General features: G+C 65.0%; 24 protein-coding genes. 17 read left to right on the plus strand and 7 right to left on the minus strand.

Annotated elements, in window-relative coordinates:
* The first annotated feature begins 48 nt into the window (after positions 1–48).
* The gene (locus GLR48_RS05655; RefSeq protein WP_237059514.1) at positions 49–1,161 is read left to right on the plus strand and encodes a site-specific DNA-methyltransferase; all 1,113 of its coding nucleotides are present in this window, start codon (positions 49–51) and stop codon (positions 1,159–1,161) included.
* Between the two features lie 185 nt (positions 1,162–1,346).
* On the plus strand, positions 1,347–2,378 hold the full coding sequence (locus GLR48_RS05660) for an NADP-dependent oxidoreductase (RefSeq protein WP_237059515.1): 1,032 nt from the start codon (positions 1,347–1,349) through the stop codon (positions 2,376–2,378).
* A 1-nt stretch (position 2,379) separates the two neighbouring features.
* On the opposite strand, the gene GLR48_RS05665 is transcribed toward GLR48_RS05660, so the two are convergent.
* Together GLR48_RS05665 and mutY are read right to left on the minus strand one after the other, a co-directional pair.
* A complete protein-coding gene (locus GLR48_RS05665; protein ID WP_237059516.1) occupies positions 2,380–3,522 on the minus strand; it encodes an alkane 1-monooxygenase in 1,143 nt (380 codons plus the stop codon).
* 45 nt (positions 3,523–3,567) lie between these two features.
* On the minus strand, positions 3,568–4,620 hold the full coding sequence (gene mutY / locus GLR48_RS05670) for an A/G-specific adenine glycosylase (protein ID WP_237059517.1): 1,053 nt from the start codon (positions 4,618–4,620) through the stop codon (positions 3,568–3,570).
* Positions 4,621–4,678: 58 nt separating this feature from the next.
* On the opposite strand from mutY, the gene GLR48_RS05675 reads away from it, so the two are divergent.
* From GLR48_RS05675 to GLR48_RS05685, 3 genes are read left to right on the plus strand one after another with little or no spacing between them, the layout of a single operon-like run.
* On the plus strand, positions 4,679–5,194 hold the full coding sequence (locus GLR48_RS05675) for a DUF721 domain-containing protein (RefSeq protein ID WP_237059519.1): 516 nt from the start codon (positions 4,679–4,681) through the stop codon (positions 5,192–5,194).
* Positions 5,195–5,204: 10 nt separating this feature from the next.
* Positions 5,205–5,870: a DsbA family protein gene (locus tag GLR48_RS05680; RefSeq protein WP_237059521.1), complete on the plus strand. Its 666-nt coding sequence runs from the start codon at positions 5,205–5,207 to the stop codon at positions 5,868–5,870.
* Positions 5,867–6,979 (plus strand): CaiB/BaiF CoA transferase family protein, encoded by a 1,113-nt coding sequence (locus GLR48_RS05685; protein WP_237064392.1) that lies wholly within the window; start codon positions 5,867–5,869, stop codon positions 6,977–6,979. The genes GLR48_RS05680 and GLR48_RS05685 overlap by 4 nt, the downstream gene beginning before the upstream one ends.
* Positions 6,980–7,056: 77 nt before the next feature.
* Here GLR48_RS05685 and GLR48_RS05690 read toward each other — a convergent pair whose 3' ends face one another.
* The 5 genes from GLR48_RS05690 to chlG all read right to left on the minus strand — a co-directional run bounded on the left by GLR48_RS05690 (position 7,057) and on the right by chlG (position 12,101).
* On the minus strand, positions 7,057–8,058 hold the full coding sequence (locus GLR48_RS05690) for an HWE histidine kinase domain-containing protein (RefSeq protein WP_237059524.1): 1,002 nt from the start codon (positions 8,056–8,058) through the stop codon (positions 7,057–7,059).
* 144 nt (positions 8,059–8,202) lie between these two features.
* Positions 8,203–8,733, minus strand: coding sequence for an isopentenyl-diphosphate Delta-isomerase (gene idi / locus GLR48_RS05695; protein WP_237059526.1), 531 nt, complete (start codon positions 8,731–8,733; stop codon positions 8,203–8,205).
* The gene (locus GLR48_RS05700; RefSeq protein WP_237059528.1) at positions 8,730–9,911 is read right to left on the minus strand and encodes a geranylgeranyl diphosphate reductase; all 1,182 of its coding nucleotides are present in this window, start codon (positions 9,909–9,911) and stop codon (positions 8,730–8,732) included. The genes idi and GLR48_RS05700 overlap by 4 nt, the downstream gene beginning before the upstream one ends.
* A 2-nt stretch (positions 9,912–9,913) precedes the next feature.
* A complete protein-coding gene (locus GLR48_RS05705; RefSeq protein ID WP_237059530.1) occupies positions 9,914–11,197 on the minus strand; it encodes a BCD family MFS transporter in 1,284 nt (427 codons plus the stop codon).
* 1 nt (position 11,198) lies between these two features.
* Entirely contained in the window at positions 11,199–12,101 is a 903-nt protein-coding gene (gene chlG / locus GLR48_RS05710) for a chlorophyll synthase ChlG (protein WP_237059532.1), read from the minus strand.
* A 143-nt stretch (positions 12,102–12,244) separates the two neighbouring features.
* On the opposite strand from chlG, the gene GLR48_RS05715 reads away from it, so the two are divergent.
* From GLR48_RS05715 to GLR48_RS05770, 12 genes are all read left to right on the plus strand, one after another.
* Positions 12,245–13,030, plus strand: coding sequence for a ThuA domain-containing protein (locus GLR48_RS05715; protein WP_237059533.1), 786 nt, complete (start codon positions 12,245–12,247; stop codon positions 13,028–13,030).
* On the plus strand, positions 13,027–14,085 hold the full coding sequence (locus tag GLR48_RS05720; protein ID WP_237059534.1) for a Gfo/Idh/MocA family protein: 1,059 nt from the start codon (positions 13,027–13,029) through the stop codon (positions 14,083–14,085). The genes GLR48_RS05715 and GLR48_RS05720 overlap by 4 nt, the downstream gene beginning before the upstream one ends.
* Positions 14,082–15,758 (plus strand): glycosyltransferase family 4 protein, encoded by a 1,677-nt coding sequence (locus GLR48_RS25920; protein WP_237059535.1) that lies wholly within the window; start codon positions 14,082–14,084, stop codon positions 15,756–15,758. Before GLR48_RS05720 ends, GLR48_RS25920 begins: the two co-directional genes overlap by 4 nt.
* Positions 15,759–15,835: 77 nt before the next feature.
* Positions 15,836–16,621, plus strand: coding sequence for a hypothetical protein (locus GLR48_RS05730; protein ID WP_237059536.1), 786 nt, complete (start codon positions 15,836–15,838; stop codon positions 16,619–16,621).
* Positions 16,622–16,626: 5 nt separating this feature from the next.
* Positions 16,627–17,982, plus strand: coding sequence for a tetratricopeptide repeat-containing glycosyltransferase family protein (locus tag GLR48_RS05735; RefSeq protein ID WP_237059537.1), 1,356 nt, complete (start codon positions 16,627–16,629; stop codon positions 17,980–17,982).
* Complete coding sequence (locus GLR48_RS05740; RefSeq protein ID WP_237059538.1) at positions 17,979–18,380, plus strand: DUF6165 family protein; 402 nt, start codon at positions 17,979–17,981, stop codon at positions 18,378–18,380. Before GLR48_RS05735 ends, GLR48_RS05740 begins: the two co-directional genes overlap by 4 nt.
* Positions 18,377–19,150 carry an FkbM family methyltransferase gene (locus GLR48_RS05745; protein WP_237059540.1) on the plus strand — a complete coding sequence of 258 codons (774 nt, stop codon included), beginning with the start codon at positions 18,377–18,379 and terminating at the stop codon, positions 19,148–19,150. Before GLR48_RS05740 ends, GLR48_RS05745 begins: the two co-directional genes overlap by 4 nt.
* 87 nt (positions 19,151–19,237) lie before the next feature.
* On the plus strand, positions 19,238–20,032 hold the full coding sequence (locus GLR48_RS05750) for a flagellar motor protein MotB (RefSeq protein ID WP_237059541.1): 795 nt from the start codon (positions 19,238–19,240) through the stop codon (positions 20,030–20,032).
* Positions 20,033–20,110: 78 nt separating this feature from the next.
* The gene (locus GLR48_RS05755; protein ID WP_237059542.1) at positions 20,111–21,412 is read left to right on the plus strand and encodes a flagellar hook protein FlgE; all 1,302 of its coding nucleotides are present in this window, start codon (positions 20,111–20,113) and stop codon (positions 21,410–21,412) included.
* Positions 21,413–21,435: 23 nt separating this feature from the next.
* The gene (gene flgK / locus GLR48_RS05760; protein ID WP_237059543.1) at positions 21,436–22,881 is read left to right on the plus strand and encodes a flagellar hook-associated protein FlgK; all 1,446 of its coding nucleotides are present in this window, start codon (positions 21,436–21,438) and stop codon (positions 22,879–22,881) included.
* Positions 22,882–22,884: 3 nt separating this feature from the next.
* Positions 22,885–23,892: a flagellin gene (locus GLR48_RS05765; protein WP_237059545.1), complete on the plus strand. Its 1,008-nt coding sequence runs from the start codon at positions 22,885–22,887 to the stop codon at positions 23,890–23,892.
* Between the two features lie 47 nt (positions 23,893–23,939).
* Entirely contained in the window at positions 23,940–24,995 is a 1,056-nt protein-coding gene (locus GLR48_RS05770) for a flagellar basal body P-ring protein FlgI (protein WP_272911502.1), read from the plus strand.
* Positions 24,996–24,997 lie beyond the last annotated feature (2 nt).

Genomic DNA, 24,997 nt, shown 5'->3' on the forward strand with positions numbered 1-24,997 from the left:
CTGTCCCCAATCAACGAGTGGAAAAATCCACCGGGATAGAGGCAGAGCATGACAATAAAAACAAAGGCCCAAAAGGGCCTCACGCTACCGCTTAACCAAATTCTGGACGGCGACTGTATTGAACGGATGAACAGTTTGCCCGAAGCATCAGTCGATCTGATCTTCGCCGATCCGCCCTACAACCTGCAACTGCGCGGCGATCTGCATCGCCCCGACAACTCCAAGGTCGACGCCGTCGATGACCATTGGGACCAGTTCGACAGTTTCGCCGCCTACGACACATTCACCCGCGACTGGCTCAAGGCGGCGCGCCGCCTGCTCAAGCCGAACGGCGCGATCTGGGTGATCGGCAGCTATCACAACGTCTTCCGCATGGGGGCAGAGCTGCAGAATCAGGGCTTCTGGATCCTCAACGACGTCGTCTGGCACAAGTCGAACCCGATGCCGAACTTCCGCGGCAAGCGGCTGACCAATGCGCATGAGACGCTGATCTGGGCCGGCAAGTCCGAGGCCAGCAAATACACCTTCAACTACGAGGCGCTGAAGGCGCTGAACGAAGGCATCCAGATGCGCAGCGACTGGATGCTGCCGATCTGCACGGGTCACGAGCGCATCAAGGACGACAACGGCGACAAGGCGCATCCGACGCAAAAGCCCGAAAGCCTGCTGCACCGCGTTCTGCTGGGCACCACGAACCCCGGCGATGTCGTGCTCGACCCGTTCTTCGGCACCGGCACCACCGGCGCCGTCGCCAAGATGCTGGGCCGCGATTTCATCGGAATCGAGCGTGAGGAGGCCTACCGCGAGGTCGCGAAGAAGCGCATCGCGAAGGTCCGCAAGTTCGATAACGAGGCGCTGCAGGTCAGCACGTCCAAACGCGCCGAACCCCGCGTCGCCTTTGGCGTGCTGGTCGAACGCGGCATGTTGCGTCCGGGGGAAGAGCTCTATTCCCTCAACGGGCGTCACACGGTCAAGGTCCGCGCCGACGGCACCCTGTCCAGCGACGACATCAAGGGGTCGATCCATCAGGTCGGCGCCCATCTGGAAGGTGCGCCCAGCTGCAACGGCTGGACCTACTGGCAGTTCAAGCGCGAAGGGCAGCGTGTGCCCATCGACCTGCTGCGCCAGCAGGTCCGCGCCGAAATGGCCAAGCACGCCTAGAATTTCACAGTTACCGCCGGTGCCATCGACGCGTCAGCCCCACATGGGCTGACGTGCAGGCACTAACTTTGCCCCGCTGTCCGCAAGGACATGCGGGGTTTTTTTTGATGCGGATTCCCTTGGGGTCATCCTGTCAGACGATGCGTTGAGTGCTAGAACCTGCACAAATCGCAAGGAGAAGACCGATGACCGAAGCCAAACAGATCGTGCTCGCCAGCCGCCCCGACGGCAAACCGACCACCGAAAACTTCCGCACGGAAACCGCGACCCTGCCCGCGATCAAGGACGGCGAAATCCTCGTCCGCGTGATCTGGCTGTCGCTGGACCCCTACATGCGCGGCCGCATGGACGACGCCAAATCCTACGCCAAGCCGGTGGAACTGGGCGACGTCATGGAAGGCGGCACCGTGGCCGAAGTGATGGAAAGCAAGAACAGCGACTTCCCCGTGGGCAAGATCGTCGCCGGGTCCTTCGGCTGGACGTCCCACGCGATCAGCGATGGCGAAGGCGTGCGGATCGTCGATCCCGCCGTGGCCCCGATCTCGACCGCGCAGGGCGTGCTGGGCATGCCCGGCATCACCGCCTGGGTCGGCCTGAATGACATCGGCCGCGCCAAGGATGGCGAGACCATCGTCGTTTCCGCCGCGACCGGCGCCGTCGGCGGCATGGTCGGGCAACTGGCCAAGGCCAAGAACATGCGCGTCATCGGCGTCGCCGGCGGGCCCGAAAAGTGCGACTATGCCGTCAAGGAGCTGGGCTACGACGTCTGCCTCGACCACCACGCCCACGACGCGAAATCGCTGGGCAAGGCGATCGCGCAGGCCGCCCCCGACGGCGTCGACGTCTACTTCGAAAGCGTCGGCGGCAAGACGCTGGAGGCAGTGCTGGCCAACATGAACATCCACGGCCGCATTGCCGTCTGCGGCATGATCGCCTGGTATTCCGGTCAGGGCATCAAGGATGCGCAGCCCCTGCCCGCCGTCTGGCGCAATATCCTGACAAAGCGTCTGCTGGTTGAAGGCTTCATCATCTTCGAACACTTCCACAAGTTCGGCGACTTCATGGATCAGGTCGGCCCGATGGTCGGCGACGGCACCATCACCTACCGCGAAGACATCGCCGAGGGGCTGGAAAACGCGCCGCATGCCTTCCTCGAAATGCTGCAGGGCGGCAACTTCGGCAAGCAACTGGTCCGCGTCGGCGCTGATCCGACCTAAGTCAGCGGGGCCACGGATTGGTCGCGTTCTTGTAGGGCGACCAATCCGTGATCTGCGGATAATACTTCTGCCGCCACGCCCGCACCTGCGGGTTCATCATGCGCCGCCAGACCGGCGGCACCATCGCCACGATCCCCATGATCGAATAGCCGTAGGGCAATTGCGGCGCATCCTCGGCACTGTAGGTCTGCAGCAGGGGAAACCGGCGGTCGGGCTTGTAATGATGGTCCGAATGGCGCTGCAGGTTGATCAGCAACCAGTTCGACGCCTTCTGGGCCGAGTTCCACGAATGGTGCGGCTTGACGTATTCATACTTGCCGTCGCCCAGATGTTCCCGCGTCAGACCGTAGTGTTCGATGTAATTGACCAGTTCCAGATGCCACGCCGCGATAAAGGCCTGCCACAGGAACAGCGCCACCCCCAGCCAGCCGCCGACCGCCAGCGCCAGCGCCAGAAACACCAGTTGCAGCGCCCAATACCGCCAGAACGGATTGCTGCGGTCGTGCCAGAGCCGGTCCTTGCGGGCCAGCATCGCCGCCTCTGCCCGGAAGGCAGAGCCGTAGCATTGCGCCAGCACACGCGGGAAATAACGGTGGAATCCTTCGTTATACCGCGCCGTCACCGGATCGCGCGGCGTGCCGACATAGCGGTGATGCACCAGCAGATGCTCTGACCGGAAATGCGAATACAGCGCCATCGCCAGCAGGATATCCCCCATCCAGCGCTCGATCTTCGGGCGCTGGTGCATCAACTCGTGGCTATAGTTGATGCCGATGGTCCCGGTGATGACGCCCATGCCAAAGAACAGCCCCGTCAGTTCCCAGCCGTCCAGATGATCGGCCCGCGTCGCGTAGAAGATCATCCCGAACAGGGATATCGCCTGCACCGGCGCCCAGACGATGGTGATGATGCGATACCACCATAACTGGTCGTCGGGCGTGTCGGGGTCCTCGTTCGCCTCGTTCAGGCCCGCGAAGATGTCGATCACGCCAAACAGGTACCACGTGCAGACCGGCAACAGCAGCACCGCCCAGCCGCCCCAGACCGCAGAGATCCACGCGATGGGAATCAGCAGCAGCGACAGCCAGAACGGCAGCGCTGCCGACAGGCGGCTGATGACAGGTGTGGTGGCGGTGGCGGTCATGGCGTCCTCTCTGCCAGCGTCATACCCGCAGATTAAGCCTTTTTATCAGCGAATTGGTAAAGAATCCGCGACCAGATCATGCACCTTGCGCATGACGGTGGGTAATGACGCCGGTGAATAGGCCCCTGCAGCCACGAATTGCCCCCGGTCGGGGACTGCATCCGTCGCCACGACGGCCCAGAGAATCACCAGTTCCAGATGGAAATGCGTGAATGTGTGCCGTGCCGTGGCGTCCAGCACCTGCCAGTCGGCCTGCACCGGGGGCGCAGGTTGCGGATCATCCGACCAGTCCGACCCCGGAAACCCCAGCATGCCCCCCAGCAGACCCTTTTCGGCCCGCGTTTCCAGCAACCACGCCCCATCGGCGCGCCGCACGACGTAAGCGAATCCGCGCCGCACCGGCACCGCCTTCTTTGGCGTCTTCTTTGGCAGCATCGGTGCCGTCCCCGCGATCCGGCCCGCACAATCGTCGCGCCACGGACATATCCCGCAGGCCGGCGACTTCGGCGTGCAGATCGTCGCACCCAGGTCCATCACCGCCTGCGCATAGTCGCCGGGCCGCTCGTCTGGTGTCAGGGCGGCGGCCAGCGTCATCAACTCCGGTTTTGCCGCAGGCAAGGGCGTATGCACATCGTAAAGCCGCGCCATCACACGTTCCACATTGCCGTCCAGCACCGTCTCGGGTCGGTCAAAGGCAATCGCCGCCACGGCAGAGGCGGTATAGGGCCCGATCCCCGGCAGCGTCAGCAGCGTCGCGTGATCGGACGGAAATACCCCGCCATGATCCGCCACGACCGCGCGGGCACATTTCAGCAGGTTGCGCGCGCGGGCGTAATAGCCAAGCCCCGCCCAGGCGGCCATGACATCGGCATCCTCTGCCGCTGCCAGATCGGCAACGGTCGGCCACAACCCGATGAATTTGCGCCAGTAATCGCGCACGGCGGCCACGGTGGTCTGTTGCAGCATGACCTCTGACAGCCAGACGCCATAGGGGTCAGGCAAGGCCCCCGCCTTGCGATCGCCGGGCGGCACGCGCCACGGCATGGACCGCGCATGGACATCGTACCAGTCCAGCAGTTGCAATGATCGGTCACGCATAATTCATGCCCCCTCGCGCTGACTTGGCGTGCGGCACGACATAGACTAGACCGTGACCATGAAACAGCCACACCGCACCTCTTCCACCCGCGGCTTTTCCCGCGCCGTCACGCTGATGCAGTCGCGCATCCGCGCGGGCAGCGAAGGGCGCGGCTTTGCCGAGACGCGTCTTTTGACCCATTGGGCCGAATTCGTGGGCGAACAGGTGTCCAGCGTGGCAACCCCGGTGAGCGTCAGCTACGGCCGCGGCGCGCTGGGCGCGACCCTGACCTTGCTGACGACGGGCGCGAACGCCCCGATGCTGGAGATGCAGAAGCTGCAGATCCTCGAAAAGGTGAACGCCTGCTACGGCTACCGTGCCATCGCGCGGGTGCGCATCACGCAGACGGCACCCACCGGCTTTGCCGAAGGGCGCGTGGCCTTTTCGCCCGCCCCGAAAGCACCCCCACAGCCCGACGCCGCAACACAGGACCGCGCCCGCGCGGTTGCAAGCGGCGTCGCGAATGACGATCTGAGGACGGCACTGGAGGCTTTGGCCGCCAACGTCCTGTCAAAACACAAAAACCGAACCTGAGGTAAGTGACATGAAACGCAGAACCCTTCTCACCGCCGGTGGCGCCACGCTGGTCCTTGGCAGCGCCTTCGCGCTGAACCTGAACAGCCCGCAGAACAGCCTGCTGGTCGGCATGGCCAACGCCCAGACCGACACGCCGGCAGACCCCTCTGCCATCGCCGACATGACGATCGGGTCCGCCGACGCGCCGGTCAAGATCACCGAATACGCCAGCTTCACCTGCCCGCACTGTGCCGAATTCCACGACACCGTCTGGCCGCAGCTCAAGGCCGACTACATCGACACCGGCAAGGTGCAGTTCACCTACCGCGAGGTCTATTTCGACCGCTTCGGCCTTTGGGCCTCGATGATCGCGCGCTGTGGCGGGGAAATGCGGTTCTTCGGCATCGCCGACATGCTGTACGACAAGCAACGCGACTGGACCGCCGGTGGCGATCCCGCGAATATCGCGCAGAACCTGCGCAAGCTGGGCAAGACCGCCGGCCTGACCGACGAGATGCTGGATACCTGCCTGAACGACGGGGCCACGGCGCAGAACCTCGTCGCCTGGTACGAGGCGAACGCCAAGGCGGACGACATCAACTCCACCCCGTCCTTCCTGATCGACGGTACGAAGTATTCAAACATGTCCTACGCCGACATGAAGAAGATCATCGACGACGCGATGCCAGCCTGATGCGGCCCCTCGAAGGTCTGCGCGTCATCGAACTGGCGCGCATTCTGGCCGGCCCCTGGGCCGGTCAGACGCTGGCGGATCTGGGGGCAGAGGTCATCAAGGTCGAAAGCCCCGAAGGTGACGATACCCGTCGCTGGGGCCCGCCCTGGGTGGACCACGACGGCGAGCGGACGGCGGCCTATTTCCACGGCACGAACCGGGGCAAGACCTCTGTCACCGCCGATTTCCGCACGTCGGAAGGGCAGCAGCAGGTCCGCGATCTGGTCGCCAAAGCCGATATCGTGATCGAGAACTTCAAGGTCGGTGGTCTTGCGAAATACGGCCTCGATTATGCCAGCCTGTCGGAGATCAATCCGCGCCTGATTTACTGTTCCATCACCGGCTTCGGTCAGGACGGCCCCTACGCCCACCGTGCGGGCTATGATTACATCATCCAGGGTATGTCCGGCCTGATGTCGATCACCGGAGAGGTCGGCGGACAGCCGCAACGCGCCGGTGTCGCCGTGGCGGACCTGTTCACCGGCATGTATGCCAGCACAGCGATCCTCGCCGCCGTCCACCAGCGGCAGACGACGGGCAAGGGCCAGCAGATCGACATGGCGCTGTTCGATTGCGCGGTGGCCGTGATGGCCAATCAGGCGATGAACTACCTGACGACCGGGACGCCACCGACGCGGACGGGCAATACGCATCCCAACCTGACACCCTATCAGGTCTTCGATTGTGCCGACGGCCATATCATCATCGCCACCGGCAACGATTCCCAATACCGCAGGCTCTGCGCCGTGCTGGACCTGCCCGATCTGGCGGAACATCCGGATTTCATCACCAACCCGGACCGCGTCGCCCACCGCGACAGCCTGACGGACCTGCTGACGGCGAAGACGATCCTGCGCACCCGCGACGACCTGCTGGCCGCCTGCGAGGCGCACGGGATTCCCGCCGGTCCGATCAACGACATGGCACAGGTCTTTGCCGACCCGCAGATCGTGCATCGCGGCATGCAGGTCGATCTGGATGGGGTGCCGGGGATGCGGACGCCGATCCGGTTCTCGGACGCGGACACGTCACCGCGCGGACCCGCGCCGCGGCAAGGTGGGGATAGTTAACAAATACCCCTCGTTTTACATAATATGTATCGCGTGCGAAACATTTGGAGTCTGAAATGTATTCGCGGGGGCCGGCGCTAGCGCGAGGTCGTCCGCTCCGACACTGACAGCTGGTAGGTGAAGGCCTCCGGCTGGAAGTCCCGCCGCGCCTTGGCCTTCAACTGCGCCGGCACGACACTGTCGAGGATGAACGACCCGAATCCCTTGCGATCGGGCTGCTGGTCTATCCGGATGCCATGTTCGCGCCATTCAAAGTCGTATCCGCCCGTATCCGCCACCGTCCAGACGATATCCAACCGTCCGGTCGGGGATTTCAGCGCCCCGTATTTGACCGAATTGGTGGTCAGCTCGTGCACCGCGAGGGTCAGGATCTGCGCTTCTGTCGCGTTCATCACGATCGGTGTGCCGCTGACACTGACCTGTTCACTGCCAAGGTCGTGGTATTCCGCCAGTTCGCGCCCAACGATCTGGTCGATGGTGATGCCGTCCCAGTTGTCTCCGGTCAGGTAGGCATGGGTGCGCGACAGGGCCATCAGCCGCCCTTCGAACTTGGCCTCGAAATCCGCAAGATCCTCGGAATGGGCGGCCGTCCGCTTTACGGTGGCAGAGATCAAGGAGAAGATGTTGCGGACCCGGTGGTGCAGTTCGCTGGCCACCGTGTCCTTCAGCTGCTCTGCCATCACCTGCTGGGTGACGTCCTGCGCGTTCTGCACGACGTAGCGGATCTTGCCGTCGGACGAGACCACGGGATTGTGTTGGCAGGTCCACCAGATCTCTCGCGTCTGGCCGGTCGGCTGACCGTCGGAATCGAGGACGGGAATCGCATAGGGCACCGCGACAAGGGCGTTCGCCTCGCCGTCGAGGGCACGCTGTATGGCGTCCTTGAACATGGCCAGCCGGTCGTCATCCTCGGGAAAGATATCGAAGGCATATTTGCCCTTGATGTCATCGAGTTGCCTGTTCACGGAGGCCAGATATTGCGATGACGCGGCCACGATGTTCATGTCTCGGTCCAGCACCAGACAGGGCGCTGGCAATTGCCGGAACAGCGCGTCCCATTCCATCGTGGTCTCTGGCATCGCTTTCTAGACTCTCCTGCTGCCCGACCGATCAATTGGACTGGCATTGATGGGCGTCGTCTGCACCAGTTCCGGTTGCAACGACGTCAATCACTGTGTCCCATCGAAACGGCAAGACTTCAAGACCGGTCAAAGGCCGTGGTGTCAGGTCGCAAGAGCCTCGCCGAAGATCGCAGCGGCATGCTCGGCCAGATAGATGCGCAGCCATGGCGTGAAAAGCGCTGGTGTCGTCGTAATCTCGCGCCGCAGGTCCGAGAGGGACACCCAGCGGGTTGCCATGACTTCATCGGGATTGGGGGCGAGGGGCAGGCGGGCGGGGGCCTGCGCCAGATAGACCTCGACCACCTCGTGTTCGATCAGGCCACCGCCCACATCGGCGCGGTATTCAATCCGGTCCCGGTGGGTCAGGGTCAGCCCGGTGATGCCCAGTTCCTCGTCCAGACGCCGGGCGGCGCAGGCCGCCGAGTCCTCGCCCCAGGCGGGATGGGTGCAGCAGGTGTTCGCCCAAAGGCCTGGGGTGTGGTATTTCGACAACGCGCGCTGCTGGATCAGCACATGATCGCCCCGCATGACGAAAACGCTGATTGCCTTGTGCCGCAGGCCCTTGACGTGGGCCTCCAGCTTTTCGACGGGCGTCAGCGTGCCGTCGATCCATGCGGGGATCATCACGGTCATGTGCGGGTGACGGCCACCAGCCCAGAGAGGTGGGCGAGGTTCTTGATGCCGATCTTGAGGTGCGCCATGGGTCGTGCCTTTACCAGTGATTTGTTCATATAGGCCTCGAACGTCAGCTTTTGAACATCCACGTCGTGACAGAGCGAGACAAACCGCTCTCGCCGCTCGTCGGACTTGTAATAGGCGTTCTGCATCGCGCCAAGGACGCGGAACACCTGCTTGTGTTCCTTCATGAACAGGCGGCGGGCGAGTTGCAGATCCTTGATCCGGCCGGTGCGCAGTTTTGCTGCGGCCGCTGTCGCAGCGACCCGGCCACCGACCATGGCGTAATAAATCCCTTCACCGGAGGACGGTGCCACAACGCCTGCCGCATCGCCCGCCAGCACCACGTCGCGGCCGTTGTCCCAGCGGTCCAGCGGTTTCAGCGGGATCGGCGCGCCTTCGCGGCGGATCGTCTTGCAGTCGGTCAGCCCGTGGGCCGCGCGCAGGTCGGCGGTGGCCTGTTTCACGTCGACGGATTTCACCAGCGATCCCATACCGATACTGGCCTGACCGCCGTGCGGAAAGATCCAGCCGTAGAAGTCGGGGGAAATCTTGCCGTCGTAGATCACGTCGCAGCGGGTGGGGTCGTAGGTGGCCGTCTTGGTCGGCGCCACCACGATCTCGTGGTAGGCGATGACGTAGGGGATCTTGTCGCCGCCGGGCACGCATTGGGCCGCGACCTTGGACCGGGCGCCGTCGGCGCCGATGACCAGCTTGGCAGACAGGGTCTTTTCCGTGCCGTCCGCCTTGTCGCGATAGACGACATGGGTGCCGTCTGCATCGCGGGTGATCCTGACGAAGGTGCCTGCGATCAGGTCAGCCCCTGCGGCCACCGCGCGGTCGCGCAAGAAGACGTCGAAGTGTTCGCGGTCCACCATGCCGACGTAGCCATCCTCGATCGGGATGTCGACGTGACGCCCCGAGGGGGACACCATGCGGGCGGTGGTGATTTTCGCCACGATCTGGCTGTCGGGGATGAAGAAATCCGCGATCAGGCGGGGCGGGATCGCACCGCCGCAGGGCTTGATCCGGCCAAGGCGGTCCAGCAGGGCCACCCGGTGGCCGGACCGGACCAGATCGTCAGCGGCTGTTGCACCGGACGGGCCACCGCCCACGACGACGACATCATATTGCATGGTTATTCTCCCGGAACGAGGTTGGCTGTGATGACCGGCTTGCGGTCCATGATGCGGGCCGCCATGGCGGCGGCGGCGAGGAAGAGGGTGGCCTCGAACAGAAAGACGCTGCCGAAGGCGGAGGTGTCTTGGGTGGTCAGGCGGAGGACGTCGACGAGGGCGGCACCCGACAGCCCGCCGAAGCCCGCCGCAAGGGCCTGTGCGGCGCCCCAAAGGCCCATGCGCGTGCCTTCGCGGCGGTCGCGGCCCTGACCCGCCAGTGCCATCATCGACCCGATGGCGGCGACGGCAAAGACGCCGTTGAAAAAGCCGAGTGCGACGGTGACAGGGACCAGCGGTGCGCCCGGTCCCATGGGGCCGATCAGCGCGAGGGCGGCGAGCGATAAGGCGGACCCGATGCAGCCCGCCACGACCCAGCCGCGCAATCCGCCGATCTTGAAGCCTGTGGCGAGGATGCCGACGCAGAGCATGCCCATGAAGGTGCCGCCGTTCTGGGCGCCTGACAGCGAGGTCGATTGGCCTGGCGTGAAGCCGAAGACGAGGCCGGCGTATGGCTCCAGAATCAGTTCCTGCATGAAGTAGGCGGTCATCGACAGGAAGACGAAGAGGGTGAAATTGCGCGCGCGCCGCTCGGACCAGACTTCGCGCAGGCCGTCGCGGAACCGGGTGGGGTCGGGCTCCGTGACCGCGATCAGGCGACGCTCGACCCCCCAGACGGCGAGGATGGTCAGCAGGATCGCGGCGCAGGTGACGGTAAAGACGACCTCCAGCAGCAGGGCGGGGGTGTAGGGGGTCAGAAGCGCGCCGACGGTGCCGGCGGTGACGGCGATACCGAAGATCATCATCAGCCATGTGACCGTGGCGGCCCCGGCGCGGCGGTGGGGGGCGGTGGTGGTCGCGATCAGGGCCAGCAGGGATGTGCCCGAGGCACCGACGCCGAGGCCGATCAGGGCGTAGGCGATGATCGAGACGCCCATGCCCAGCGCGAAGGATTGCGGGAAGATCAGGATCGCGCCCGTGGCCATCAGCGCGCCGCAGGCCAACGCCACCATTCCCCCGATGATCCATCGGGTGCGCTGGCCGCCCGCGTCAGAGGCGAAGCCCCATTTCGGGCGCGAGAGCTGGATGCCGTAATGCAGGGCGACCAGCATCCCCGGCACGACGGCGGCGAGCGAGAGTTCCACCACCATCAGGCGGTTCAGGGTCGATGTCGTCAGTACGACGATCGCGCCAAGGCACATCTGCACGAGGCCGAGGCGGACGATCTGAAACCATGAAAGCTGCATGTCAGGCTCCGATCTGGCGCAAGGCAAAAGCGGCGATCATCATGCCGCTGATGTAGAAGAGGATACCCATGCCCTGATACCACTGCGCCTTGCCTTCGGGGTCGCGGAGCAGGGTGCGCATGGCGGCGATCTGGATGGCGGTCAGGGCGGCGATGGCAAGCGCATGCAGCGGTTTGTCCCAGAGGGTCAGCAGGGCGATGACGGCGAGTTGCGGGACGATCATCGCGGCACAGGCGATGCGGGCGGCGCGGTCGGGGCCAACCATGACGGGCAGGGACCGCAGGCCCATCTGCCGGTCGCCCTTGATCGCCTTGAAATCGTTGAGGGTCATGATGCCGTAAGCGCCAAGGCCGTAGAGTGTCGCGACGCCTATCACCTGCGGCGATGGCGTGCCCGACGCGAGGACGGCGGCCCCCGTCACCCATGGCAGCGTTTCATAGGCAAGACCGCACAGCAGCGGGCCCCAGATGCCAGACCGTTTGGCGCGGACAGGCTCGACCGAATAGGCCCAGGCGGCGGCGCAGGCGAGGATCGTGGCACCGAAGACGAAGGGGCCGAGATACCAGCCGACGGCAAGCGACAGGACGGTCATGCCCTGCGCGATCCACAGGCCCCAGCGGCCGGGGATGCGGCCGGACGGAATGGGCCGGTCCGGTTCGTTGATCGCGTCGACGTGGCGGTCGCACCAGTCGTTGGCGGCCTGGCTCATGCCGCAGGTGATCGGACCCGCCAGCAGGACGCCCAGCGCGATCAGGCCCCAGTCGGCGCTGGCCGCGACCGAGACCGCGCCGCAGAGGTAGGCCCACATCGGCGGGAACCATGTCCACGGCTTGAGCAGGCGCGCGACGGCAGCGGGCGCGGGAAAGCGGCGGGACGCGACAGGTGTGTGGACGGTGATGCTCATGAGTGTCAGTTTAGTTAGACAGTTACGCGTTCGGCAAGTGTAAACTTGAGCTGACACATATTGGTGCGGGGCAGGTCGGCATTGCATGCTTTTCGGGCGCGATGCACTGTGTCGCCGGAATGATTTGAAAAAAGGCGTCTGACATGGCGATACGCGCGGTCATCTGGAACGAGAACGTCCATGAAACCCATAATGAGGTGGTGGGAAAACTCTATCCAGAGGGCATTCACGGCGCGATCGCGGCGGCGCTGAACGCAGGCAAGGGAATCAGCGCGTCGACCGCGACCCTGCAGGAACCGGAGCATGGCCTGACTGCCGCACGGCTGGCCGAGACGGACGTGCTGCTGTGGTGGGGCCATGCGGCGCACGGCGATGTCGATGACGCGGTGGTGGAGCGTGTCGCCGAGGCGGTCTGGGGCGGCATGGGTCTGATCCTGCTGCATTCGGCGCATTTCTCGAAGATCTTCAAGCGGTTGATGGGCACGCCCTGCAACCTGATTTGGCGCGAGGCGGGCGAGCGCGAGCGGCTGTGGGTCACGGCGCGCAATCATCCGATCGCGGCGGGCTTGGGCGATTTCTTCGAGCTGGAGAACGAGGAGATGTACGGCGAGCCTTTCGGCGTGCCGGAGCCGCTGGAGACGGTCTTCATCAGCTGGTTTCAGGGCGGCGAGGTGTTCCGGTCCGGTCTGACCTACAGGCGCGGGGCGGGGAACGTGTTTTACTTCCGGCCCGGCCACGAAACCTATCCCACCTATTTCGACGAGAACGTGAAGCGGGTGCTGCGCAACGCAGTGAAGTGGGCGCATAACCCGGCCGTCCGCGTGCAGGACGTGACCGATGCGCCGAACGTGCCGATCGAGGAGGCGCTGGAGCCGTTGGAGCAGCGCGGGCTGAAGCTGCACGCGGACGGCGAAGAGGGTTTTCGTTGACGCCGGTCCGCGTTCTGATCGTCGGCACAGGCGGCATGGCGAACGCCCACGCCGAAGCCTATGCCGCGATGGAGGGGGTCGAACTGGTCGGCGGCGTGGACCGCAACCCCGAGAACCTGCACAGTTTCAACGCCAGGCACGGGATCACCCATGCCTTTGATTCGGTGATCGACGCACTGCAATGGGGGGAATTCGACGCGGTGTCGAACGTGACGCCGGACGCCGTGCATTTCCCGACGACGCTGCCGCTGCTGTCGGCGGGCAAGCATGTGCTGTGCGAAAAACCACTCGCCGTGAACTACGCCGAAGCGGCAGAGATGGCCGAGGCCGCCCGTCGCGCGGGTGTCGTGAACATGATCAATCTGACCTATCGCAACGTGCCCGCGGTGATGGAGGCAGCGCGGCTGGTGGACAGCGGTGCCATCGGTGCGGTGCGCCATTTCGAGGCGTCCTACCTGCAAAGCTGGCTGACGCAGCCGGCATGGGGCAAGTGGAACGAAGAGGCGCAGTGGCTGTGGCGGTTGAGCAGCAAGCACGGCAGCCTTGGCGTGCTGGGCGACGTGGGTGTGCATATCCTTGATTTTGCGACCTTCGTGGCGGGGGCGGATACGGCGCAGATGTCGTGCCGGTTGCGGACCTTCGACAAGGCGCCGGGCGGGCGGATCGGGGAATACGATCTGGATGCCAACGATTCGGCCACGATGCAGGTGCAACTGGCCAGTGGAGCGGTCGGGGTCGTCCACGCCTCGCGCATGGCCAGCGGGCATCTGAACGACCTGCGGCTGCGCATCTTCGGCACGAAAGGCGGTCTGGATGTGCGGTGGGAGAACAACCAGTCGATCCTGCGCGCCTGTCTTGAGGCGGATCTGACGGCGGGGACTTGGCAGGATATGCCCGTCCCGCCGGTCGAGACGAATTACGTCCGCTTCATCGCGGCGGTGCGGGCGGGGCAGGGGGCCTTGCCCGATTTCGCGCGCGGTGCCGTGCTGCAACAGGCGCTGGATGCGGCGGTCGCGTCGGATATGGACGCCTGCCGCGACGTGGCCGTCGGGTGACGGATACGGGACGCGACGGGCCTGCCATCTTCTTTCACGCGGATGCGATCGAAGGCGAGGGCAAGGACCTGGTGGGGCGCCGGTCGGCGGGTCAGTCGTTCCTGCGCGGTTTTCTAACCCACGTCCCCGGCCCGCGCGTCAGCGCCGTCGTCGAAAACAAGGCGGCGGGGGATGCCTTTGCCGAGACGGTCAAGGCGCTGGGCGAGGCACGGCCCGTGCAGACATGGCCCCTGCGCGGGGATGCGGATTTCACCGCAGTCGGCACGGTGTTCTTTCCCGGACCGGGGTACCTTACGGCGGCGTGGCGGCGGCAACGCTTTGGCGCGGACCGGTGCAGTCTGGTGGGGATCACGCATACGGTGTCCACACGGCGGGTGATCGAGGGGCTGCATAACCTGATGCTGAACCCGGTCGAGGACTGGGACGCGATCATCTGCACCTCTCGCGCGGTCCAGAGTGTGGTGGCGCGGCAGATGGAAGAAGAGGTCGCCTTTATCCGCGACCGGTTCGGGGCGACCCGCGTGCCGCTGCCGCAGCTGCCGGTGATCCCGCTGGGGATTCATGCGGCGGATTTCGCGCCGGTGCCGGGGGCGCGCGACCGGATGCGCGGGCAGTTCGGTGCACCGGAACAGGCGCTGGTCGTGATGACGATGGGGCGTCTGACGAGCGTCGAAAAGGCGAACCCCGCGCCGCTGTTCATCGCGCTGGAACAGGTGGCGGCGCAGATCGGGCGGCCGGTGCACCTGTGGATGGTGGGCTATGCCACGCGGCCCGAGGAGGAGGCGTTGCACCGCGACGGGGCGGCGGCGCTGTGCCCCTCTGTCGCGATGCAGATCATCGACGGGCGCGTGGCGGACGTGCGGCGGCACATCTGGGCGGGGGCCGATGTGTTCACGCTGCCGGTGGACAATATTCAGGAAACCTTCGGCCTTGTGCCGGTCGAGGCGATGGCGGCGGGTTTGCCCGTCGTGATGCCGGACTGGGACGGGTTTCGCGATACGGTGCTGCACGGTGAAACGGGGTTCCTGATCCCGACGCGGATGACCGGTGGCGGCCACCGGATCGGGGCCGATCTGGCGGCCCGCTTTGCGGATGGCACGGACGGCTATCTGCAGCATCTGGTGCTGATGCAGCAACAGACGCAGATCGACATCGCGGCCTATGTCGCGGCCTTTGTGGCGCTGGACGATCCCGCGCTGCGGGCGCGGATGGGACGCGCCGGGCAAGCGCATGTCGCGGCGACGCTGGATTGGTCGGCGGTCATCCCGCAGTATCTGGCGCTGGGCGATGATCTGGCCGCGCGGCGCAGGGGGGTGGCGGTGCGGCCGCCGCTGTCGCCGATGCAGATCGACCCGTTCGACCTGTACGGCCGCTACCCGACGGACCGGCCCGACGGCGACTGGATCGTCCAGAGCAGGCGGCCGCTGGATGCCGCAGGCCTTGCGACGCTGGATGCGCTGAACGGGCGCGCGCTGTACAAGCGGTCGCTGCTGCCGGCAGAGCGGATAACGGCCTATGCCCGGATCATCGCCGATCACGGACCGCTGAGCCTTGCGGATGCCGCCCGGCTGACGGGCCTGCGGGTCGATCTGGCGATTGGTGCGGCATTGTTTCTGGCGAAGTACGATTATCTGATTGTTGCGCCATCCCGAACAAATTCAGGCCCCAATTAACCGCATATTGACCACGGACGGTTCAATCCGGACAGTGCGCCGACACGACTTCATGTGAACGGCAAAGGGTTATGGCGATGCAGTTATCGGTCAAGTTCGAGAATACCCAAGGCGCAGAGCCGGGGCGCGGTCCGGTGCAGGTCGGCTGGTTCCTGAACCAGCGCAAGGCCGGGATCGTCTATTTCCCGCCAGAGCGGGTGCGGTCCGCCGACATGAACAAGACCCATGCCAAAAGCGCCAGCCGCTGTCCGGCGGTCATCAACATGGAAAGCCGCTATTTCATGGTGCGCTGTCCGTTCGACCTGAACCTTGAATTCATGCGCGATAAGGACGGCAAGCCCGCGATGCGCAATCTGAACGGCGACATGTCGGGCATCCGCGCCAACAAGCTGCGCGAAAAGATCCATATCACCGCAGAGCACGAGTGGCGCTATCCGGGTGTGCCGACGATCCAGCTGGAGCTGCCTTACGTCTTCATCGCGGACGAGCCGGTCTACATGAGCCAGGTCGCACCCTTTCTGCATTACAGCAAGACGCCGCTGCCGGGCACGATCTTTGGCGGGCGGTTCCCGATCAACGTCTGGCCGCGCCCGCTGATGTGGGCCTTCGAATGGGCCGATCCGGACAAGCCGCTGAAGGTGAACCGGGGCGATCCGCTGTTTTACTGCACCTTCGAGGTGGCGCCGCAGGATCGGTCGGTCGTGGTGTCGGAGGTCGAGGTGACGGAGGAGCTGACGGAGTACATGGACCTGATCTCGGGCGCGGTGAACTACGTCAACCAGACGTTTTCGCTGTTCGAGGCAGCAGAGGCGCGCCGCCCTGCCAAGCTGGTGCAGCCGATCAAGCGTAACAGGACCGATTGAGGGCGATGGCGGACCAACGTGCCACCCTGCGCAAGGCCGCGGCCGAGGCGCACAGCGCCGACCGGACGGCCGAGGCGTTGGCCGCCTATGCCGGCTACTTGGCGTTGGCGCCCGACGAGGCGGGGATGTGGTCGAACCTGGGCGTGCTGCATCGCCGGGCTGGGCAGCATCTGATGGCGCTGCGGGCGCACAGGCGGGCGCTGGCGCTGGACCCGGATGGGGCCAGCACGATGAACAACGCCGCCAACGTCATGTCGGACATCGGGATGTATGACGACAGCATCGCGCTGCGGCGCAGATTGCTGGCGCTGCAACCTGACGACCCTGCGCAATTGGCGATGGTCGTGCGCTGTCTGCGGGGCAAGGGTGCGTACGGCGAGGCCATAACCTGTGCGCAGGACGCGCTGCAGCGCCTGCCGGGCGATCCGGAGCTGCGGATGCAGCTGGCCTTTGCGCAGCTGGGGGCCGGCGACTATGCGGCGGGGCTGCAAAGCTACAAGGCGCGCTGGGAGGCGGGCGAGTTGCAGCCGCGCGATCTGCCGTTTCCCGAATGGCAGGGCGAGCCGCTGGAGGGCAAGACTGTCGTGGTGCTGCCGGAACAGGGCTTTGGCGATGCGGTGCTGTTCGGGCGGTTCATGCCGGTGCTGCGCGACCGGGGCTGCCGCGTCGTGATGGCCGTGAAGCCAGCCCTGCTGCGGCTGTTGCAGGACATGGCGGGTGTCGATCTGATCGTGGGCGCGCTGCGCCCGGACATGCAGGTGGACTACTGGATCAACATGATGGATCTGGCGGCGCTGCATTTCGCCACCGATCCCGTGATCCCGGCGCCCACGGTGCTGCACATCCCCGACGACAGCAAGGACCGCGCGCGCGCGCTGGTGGCCCCTTTTGCGGACCGGCTGAAGGTCGGCGTGGTCTGGACCGGGTCGGTCACTTATCGCGGCAATGCCTTCCGGTCGTTCAGTCACCGGGATTTCCTGCCGCTGACGGACATTGCGGGCGTCCAGCTCTTCTCTCTCTACAAGGGGCCGGAGATTGCGGCGTATCATGCGGACGGCGCGGATGCCTTCATCGTCGACACCGGCAGCACGGAACGCGACTTTGCCGATACGGCGGCGATGATGCAGGCCTGCGATCTGGTCATCACGTCCGACACGGCCACGGCCCATATCGCGGGATCGCTGGGCGTGCCGGTCTGGTGCGTCCTGCACTGGGACGCATTCTGGGTCTATTCCCACACAGGAGACAGCACGGCATGGTATCCACAGATGCGATTGTTCCGGCAGCACCGCCCGCTGGACTGGGACGGGGTCATGGCGGACGTTGGCCGGGCGTTGCACGACCGGAAGGCCGCAGCGTGACCGAAATCATGGTCCCGACCTCGCCCGGAGAGTTGATCGACAAGCTGACGATCCTGCGGCTGAAGGCCGAACAGATGACCGATCCGGCCAAGCTGGCACATGTGCGCCACGAACAGCAGGTGCTGACGCAGATCGCCGATGCGGCCCTGCCGCGCACTGCGGCGCTGGCGACGCTGTGGGAGGCCCTGTTCGAGGTGAACGCGGACCTGTGGGCGATCGAGGACGACATACGCGCCTGCGAGGCGCGCCACGATTTCGGTCCCGCCTTCGTGGCCCTTGCGCGCGCGGTCTATGTCACCAACGACGAACGCGCCGCGATCAAGAAGCAGATCAACCTGCTGCTGGGGTCCACGATCGTCGAGGAGAAGTCCTATTACGCGCCGGGGTCTGACGGATGACGGCCACGCTGCCAGAGCGCATCGCGACGGCCCGCCGCGATCTGGCTGGCGTGCGCGCCGACCTTGCCGCAGCGCTGCAGACCGAACGGTCGCGACGTCGCGGCCCCCTGATGCGGATGATGCACGAGGTCGAGGCGATGCTGACGCCGGGATTCGCCTATGCGTCCCAGGCCGGGCAGGACCGGGTGGTAGAGCGTCTTCTGGGCGGCAAACGCGGTGGCACGTTTCTGGATATCGGCGCCTATGACGGGATTACTGGATCAAATTCGCTGTATTTCGAACGGGTTCTGGGGTGGACCGGGGTGCTGGTCGAACCGGTGAAACAGCACCGCGAGATGGCGGAATTGTGGCGCAGCAGCCCCTGCCTGCCCTATGCGGTGGCCGATGCGGACGGCACCGCATCCTTTATCGCCGTGACCCGCGGCTATACCCAGATGAGCGGTCTGGAAGCCGAATACGACGACGCGATGCTGTCGCGCGTCCGGGCCGATCCGCGCCATGCAGAGGACCGCATCACCGTGCCCACACGCACGCTGGACGCGATTTTCCGCGAAAGCGGGCTGGACCGGGTCGACTTCGTGTCGCTGGATATCGAGGGCGGCGAGCTGGCGGCGCTGGCCGCGTTCGATCACGTGGTCCACCCGGTCGATGTCTGGGCGATCGAGAACAATACCGGCAGTTCAGAGCTGCCGGCGCTGATGCGCAATAAAGGCTATACTCTGGCGGAATTCTGCGGTGTCGACGACATCTATGTCCGTAAGGATCTGTAAACCGGGTTGCCTCGGATTGCGCGGTTAAGGCCACGTTCACGGGCCTGAACCCATCCCTCGTGTCACGTCAACACGAGGATCAGACCCATGGCAGGCCACCCCAACCAACCGATCATCATAAAACGCAAGAAGGTCGTGAAGGGCGGTGGCCACCACGGCGGTGCGTGGAAGGTCGCTTATGCGGACTTCGTCACCGCGATGATGGCGTTCTTTCTGCTGATGTGGCTGCTGAGTTCCGCGTCCGAGGAACAGAAGCTGGGGCTGGCCGACTACTTCTCGCCCGCGATTCCCTTTATGGAGCAGACCTCTGGCGGGGCCGGGTCGCTGAACGGCGACTCGTTGATGACCAAGGACACGCAGGCCCAGACAGGCACCGGCGGCATCGCCGACATGACCGGAGGGCTGAGCGCCGGGGCGGCAGAGACACAGGCGCTGCGCGACATTGAAAGCGCGCTGATGGGCATGGGGGGCGAATCCTTTCTGACGGAAAACGCGATGCGCCATGTCATCACGCGGCTGACCGACGAAGGGCTGGTGGTCGAGGTCTTCGACCTGCCCGGCGCGCCCCTGTTCCGCGCGAACAGCGAAGTGCCGGACCCGGTCACCGTGGCGATTGCAGGCATGCTGGCGCGGGTTCTGGCCGTGGTGACGAACGGTGTTGCCGTGACCGGCCATGTCGCAACCGGCGCGAACGATACGGTGGCCTGGGACCTGTCGACCGGGCGGGCCGCGCGGATGCGGATGCTGCTGGAACAGGGCGGTCTGGATGCGTCACGCCTGTTGCGCGTCACTGGCAAGGCGGACCGCGATCAGGCCGTCACCGACGCGGCGTCAGAGCGCAACAACCGGCTGGAAATCATCGTCCTGCGCTCTGACACGTGACGCCGTTAGGCTGGCGTTAAGGGCAGCGCTCTAATGAGTAACAACGCAATCCGTTCCGTCTAGAAAGGCGTCACCCGCATGACCATTTCCTCCTCGCTCAACGCTGGCGTCGCCGGCCTGGCCGCGAATGCCACGCGTCTGGCCACGATTTCGGACAACATCTCGAACTCATCCACCTTCGGCTACAAACGCGCGGAAACGGATTTTCATTCGCTGGTGATCGCCAATTCCAAGGGCCGCTATTCGGCGGGCGGCGTGCGCGCCACGACCCAGCGGATGATCGACCAGCGGGGATCGCTGGTGGCGACGGACAATCCGACCGACATCGCCGTCCGGGGGCGCGGCATGTTCCCCGTCACGACAGAGGCCGCGGTGAACATCGCCAACGGCGAAAAGCCGATGCTGTTGCAGACGACAGGATCGTTCCGGCCCGATGACAAGGGGTATCTGCGCAGCTCTTCCGGCTTGGTGCTGATGGGGTGGCCGGCCAATCCCGACGGCACGATCCCGCCCTATCCGCGGGATTCGACCGTGGGTTTGAAACCGGTCCGGATCAACGCCAACCAGTTCGCAGGTGAGCCGACGACCGAAATGAAGCTGGCGGTGAACCTGCCCGCAACCAGCACCGAGGCGGGGTCGACGGCCGGTGACGAGCCGCTGTCGATCGAATATTTCGACAATCTGGGCAAATCGGCCAACCTGACCGTCACATTCTCGCCGACGGTGCCAGCCACCGGATCGTCGAATGCCTGGCGCATGACCATCACCGACAGCGCCAGCGGCGGCGCCATCGTCGGGGAATACGATCTGACATTCGACGACTCGCGCGGCGGTGGCGGAACGTTGCTGAACGTCACGGATGTGTCCGGTGGCCCCTACAACGCCGCGACCGGCACGTTCGACGTCGCCGTGGCCGGTGGACCGATCAATGTGACGATCGGCACATACGGCAGTCCGCAGGGCATGACCCAGCTGAGCGACAGCTTCGCCCCGGTCAACATCTCCAAGAACGGAACGCAGATCGGCATTCTGACCGCGATCGAGATCGACCAGAACGGTTTTTGCCGGGCCTCCTTCGACACCGGGATCAACCGGATCCTGTATCAAATCCCGCTGATCGATGTGCCCAACATCAACGGGCTGGAGGCACTGGACCAGCAATCCTATCGCGTGACGCCTGCATCGGGGTCATTCTTCATGTGGGATGCCGGTGATGGACCCACCGGTGATGTCATCTCCTTTGCCAGGGAAGAATCGACAACCGATGTGGCGGGCGAGTTGACCGCGCTGATCCAGACCCAGCGGGCCTATTCCTCCAACGCCAAGGTGATCCAGACCGTGGACGAGATGTTGCAGGAAACAACCAACATCAAGCGTTGAGCCTGATCAAAAGGACCTGAGCCATGAGTATCTCGCAATCCCTGACGAACGCATTGAGCGGCCTGACCGCCAACGCCCGCATGGCGGAAGTCGTCTCCTCGAACCTGTCCAACGCGCTGACCGACGGCTACGGCCGCCGGTCGGTCGAACTGTCGGCGCAGACCATCGGCGGGTCCAGCGCGGGCGTAAAGGTGGACGGGATCCAGCGTCACGTGGATCGCGGCCTGATGTCGGAACGCAGGCTTGCGGATGCAGGGATGGCCAGTGCGGACCGGACCGCTGCGACGCTGACCAAGGTCGAGGCGGCCTTCAGCCCGCCGGACGATCCGTCCGGGCTGGGCGGGCGTCTGGTGGCGCTTGAAACGGCGATGAATGCCGCTGCCGCGGATCCGGCATCCGACCAGCGGCTGGGACTGGTCCTGACGCGGCTGAACGAAGTGACGACGACGCTGTCACAAGCGGCCCGCACCGTGCAGTCCCTGCGCCAACAGGCGGATGCAGACGTCGGGCGCGATGTGGCGACGCTGAATGCCTCGTTGCAGCAGGTCGAACGGCTGAACGCGGACATTTCCAGAATGGGCACGCTGGGGCAGGATCCCTCTGCGCTGATGGACCAGCGCCAGCAGGTCATCGACCGGATCGGCACGATCGTCCCCATCCGGGAGGTCCAGCAACCGCAGGGCAAGGTGGCGCTCTGGACCACCAGCGGCGCGCAATTGCTGGACGGCAAAGCCGCGCAGATCGGCTTTGCCACGACGCCGACGATCACGGCCGACATGACCCTTGCGAGTGGCGGGCTGCAGGGCCTGACACTCAACGGACTCTCCGCCGGACCGAATGGTTTGGGTCGGTTGGCGGGCGGATCGCTTGGTGCCTCTCTTGCGCTGCGCGACGACCAACTGGTGACGGCGCAGACCGGACTTGATCAGGTCGCGGCCGATCTAATCACGCGGTTTGCCGATCCGGCGGTCGATCCGACGCTCGCGGCGGGCGATCCGGGCCTGCTGACCGATCGTGGAGCGGCCCACGATCCTGCCGACATCGTCGGCCTGTCACAACGAATCAGTGTCAATGCGTCCGTCGATCCGGGGCGTGGCGGCGCCTTGTCGCGGCTGCGTGACGGGGTGCAGGCCACTGCCGCGGGTGCGATCGGTCAGTCAGCGCAACTCAACCGGTTTTCCGACGCGCTGCAGGCGCAGCGTTCCATCGACCCGGCCATCGTGTCAGGCTCGGCCCTTGGACAGGTCTCGCGCGTGGCGGATCTGTTCGCGACCGCACGGTTGAACGGCGAGCAGGCACAGGGGTTTGCCGCAGCCCGCCACGACAGCCTGAAAGCGGCTGAACTGGCCACCGGTGTGGACAGCGACGCGGAATTGCAGACGCTGCTGCGGGTTGAACAGGCCTATGCCGCGAACGCCAAGGTGCTGGACACGATCCAGTCTCTCATTCAACGCTTGATGGAGATCTAGGCCATGAGCTTTCAGTCGATCGGCGACCTGTCGCAACATTTTCAAAGCCTGCGTCAAGGCAGTGCCATCAAGACCCGGATGAACACCCTGACGCAAGAGCTGTCGTCGGGACGCATTGCGGACCTGTCGTCGCATCTGCAGGGCAATATCGGCCAGCTGGCGGTCTTGGACCGCGAAATCGCCGTGATCGACGGGTTCGATCTGACGGCCGGGCAATTGCAGCAACAATTGGCACAGAAACAAATCGTGCTGTCGCGGATGACGACGGAACAGATCGACCTTGCCACACAGCAGCTGGGCATCTCGTCCTCCTCCAGCGACACGGAAATTCGTGCGGCCGAAGCGGCGGGGCGGGCAGGGTTCGATGCCTTTGCCGACCTGCTGAATGCCCGTTTGGGCGATCGGTCCCTTTTTGCAGGCGCGGCGGTGGACCGACCGGCCGTGGCCAGTGGGGCGGACATGCTGGCCGACATCCTGACGTCGATCGGAGGCGCTACGGATGCAGCGTCGATCACCGCGTCCATCGACGCCTGGTTCGACGATCCCGCCGGCGGCTTTGTGACACTGGGCTACACCGGCGATACGGGTCCCGCGCCGACCCAGCGGGTGGGCTCTCAGGATGTGCTGACACTGACGGGACGCGCGGATGATCAGGGATTTCGCGACATGCTGAAGGCGGCGGCGTTGACCGCGGTCAGCGACGCGCTCTCGGGCACGTTGGACAAGCCGACCCGCGCGGCCCTGATGCGCACCGGCGCCGAGCGGGGCTTTGGCGCGGCCAAAGCCGTGACGGCCATCGCGGCGCGAATCGGCGAGGAAGAGCAGCGCCTGGACGAAGGCGCGACCCGCAGGACGGCCCAGCGCACAACCTTTGCGACCGCGCGCAACGCGCTTGTCACGGCGGATCCCTTCGACACGGCCACCTTGTTGCAAAGCGTCCAGCAACAACTGGAGCTGCACTACACCGCAACCGCGCGCCTGTCGCGCCTGAGCCTGGCGAATTACCTGTGATATTACGCGTGCTGACCTTGGCCATCGGCGCGCTGCTGCTGCCGCATATGGCGACCGCTGCGCCGATCCGGTTGAAGGATCTGGTCGAATTCGACGGAGTGCGCACCAACGATCTGGTGGGCTACGGTCTGGTCGTGGGCCTCAACGGGACCGGCGACGGCCTGCGCAATTCGCCCTTCACCGAAGAGATCATGACCAATATCCTGGAACGGCTCGGGGTGAATGTGACCGGAGAGCAGTTCAGGCCCAAGAACGTGGCAGCCGTCTTGGTCACGGCCAGCCTGCCGCCCTTTTCGCGGGCCGGCAGCCCGGTCGACGTGACGGTGTCTGCCATCGGGGACGCCAACAGCCTGCTGGGCGGCACGCTGATCATGACGCCGCTCAACGCGGCGGACGGTGACATCTATGCGGTGGCACAGGGCACGATCATCGCCGGTGGCGTCTCGGTCAAGGGTGAGGGGGCGAGCGTCACGCAGGGTGTGCCGACGGCGGGAGTAATTCCGTCGGGTGCGACGGCTGAACGCGAGGTCGACTTCGACTTCGGATCGCTCACATCGCTGCGGCTGGCGTTGCGGACGCCGGATTTCACCACGGCCGGCCGTATCGAAGCCGTGATCAACAAGGATTTCGGGCGGCCGGTGGCGCGGATGATGGATTCCGGCACGGTTTATCTTGATATTTCCGCCACGCATATGCCGTCCCCGGCCCATGCATTGGGGCGGATCGAAAATCTGATGGTCGAACCCGAACGGAGGGCCAGAGTCGTCGTCGACCAGGCGTCCGGCACGATCGTCATGGGTGACGACGTGCGGATCAGCCGTGTGGCCGTCAGTCAGGGCAACCTGACCCTGCGGATCCAGGAAGCGCCGCTGGTGTCGCAGCCCAATCCCTTCGCGCCAGGCGAAACGGTCGTGGTGCCAAGAACAAATGTCGGCATCCAGCAGAATCCGGGAATTGGGCTGGCAGAGGTGCCGGATGGCACGTCCCTTAGCCAAGTCGTGGCGGGCCTGAACGCGCTGGGCGTCGCACCGCGTGACATGATCGACATCCTGAAAAGCATCAAGGCCAGTGGCGCGCTGCACGCCGAGTTTATCGTCCGGTAACC

The sequence above is a fragment of the Loktanella sp. M215 genome (assembly GCF_021735925.1).
Lineage (GTDB): Bacteria > Pseudomonadota > Alphaproteobacteria > Rhodobacterales > Rhodobacteraceae > Loktanella.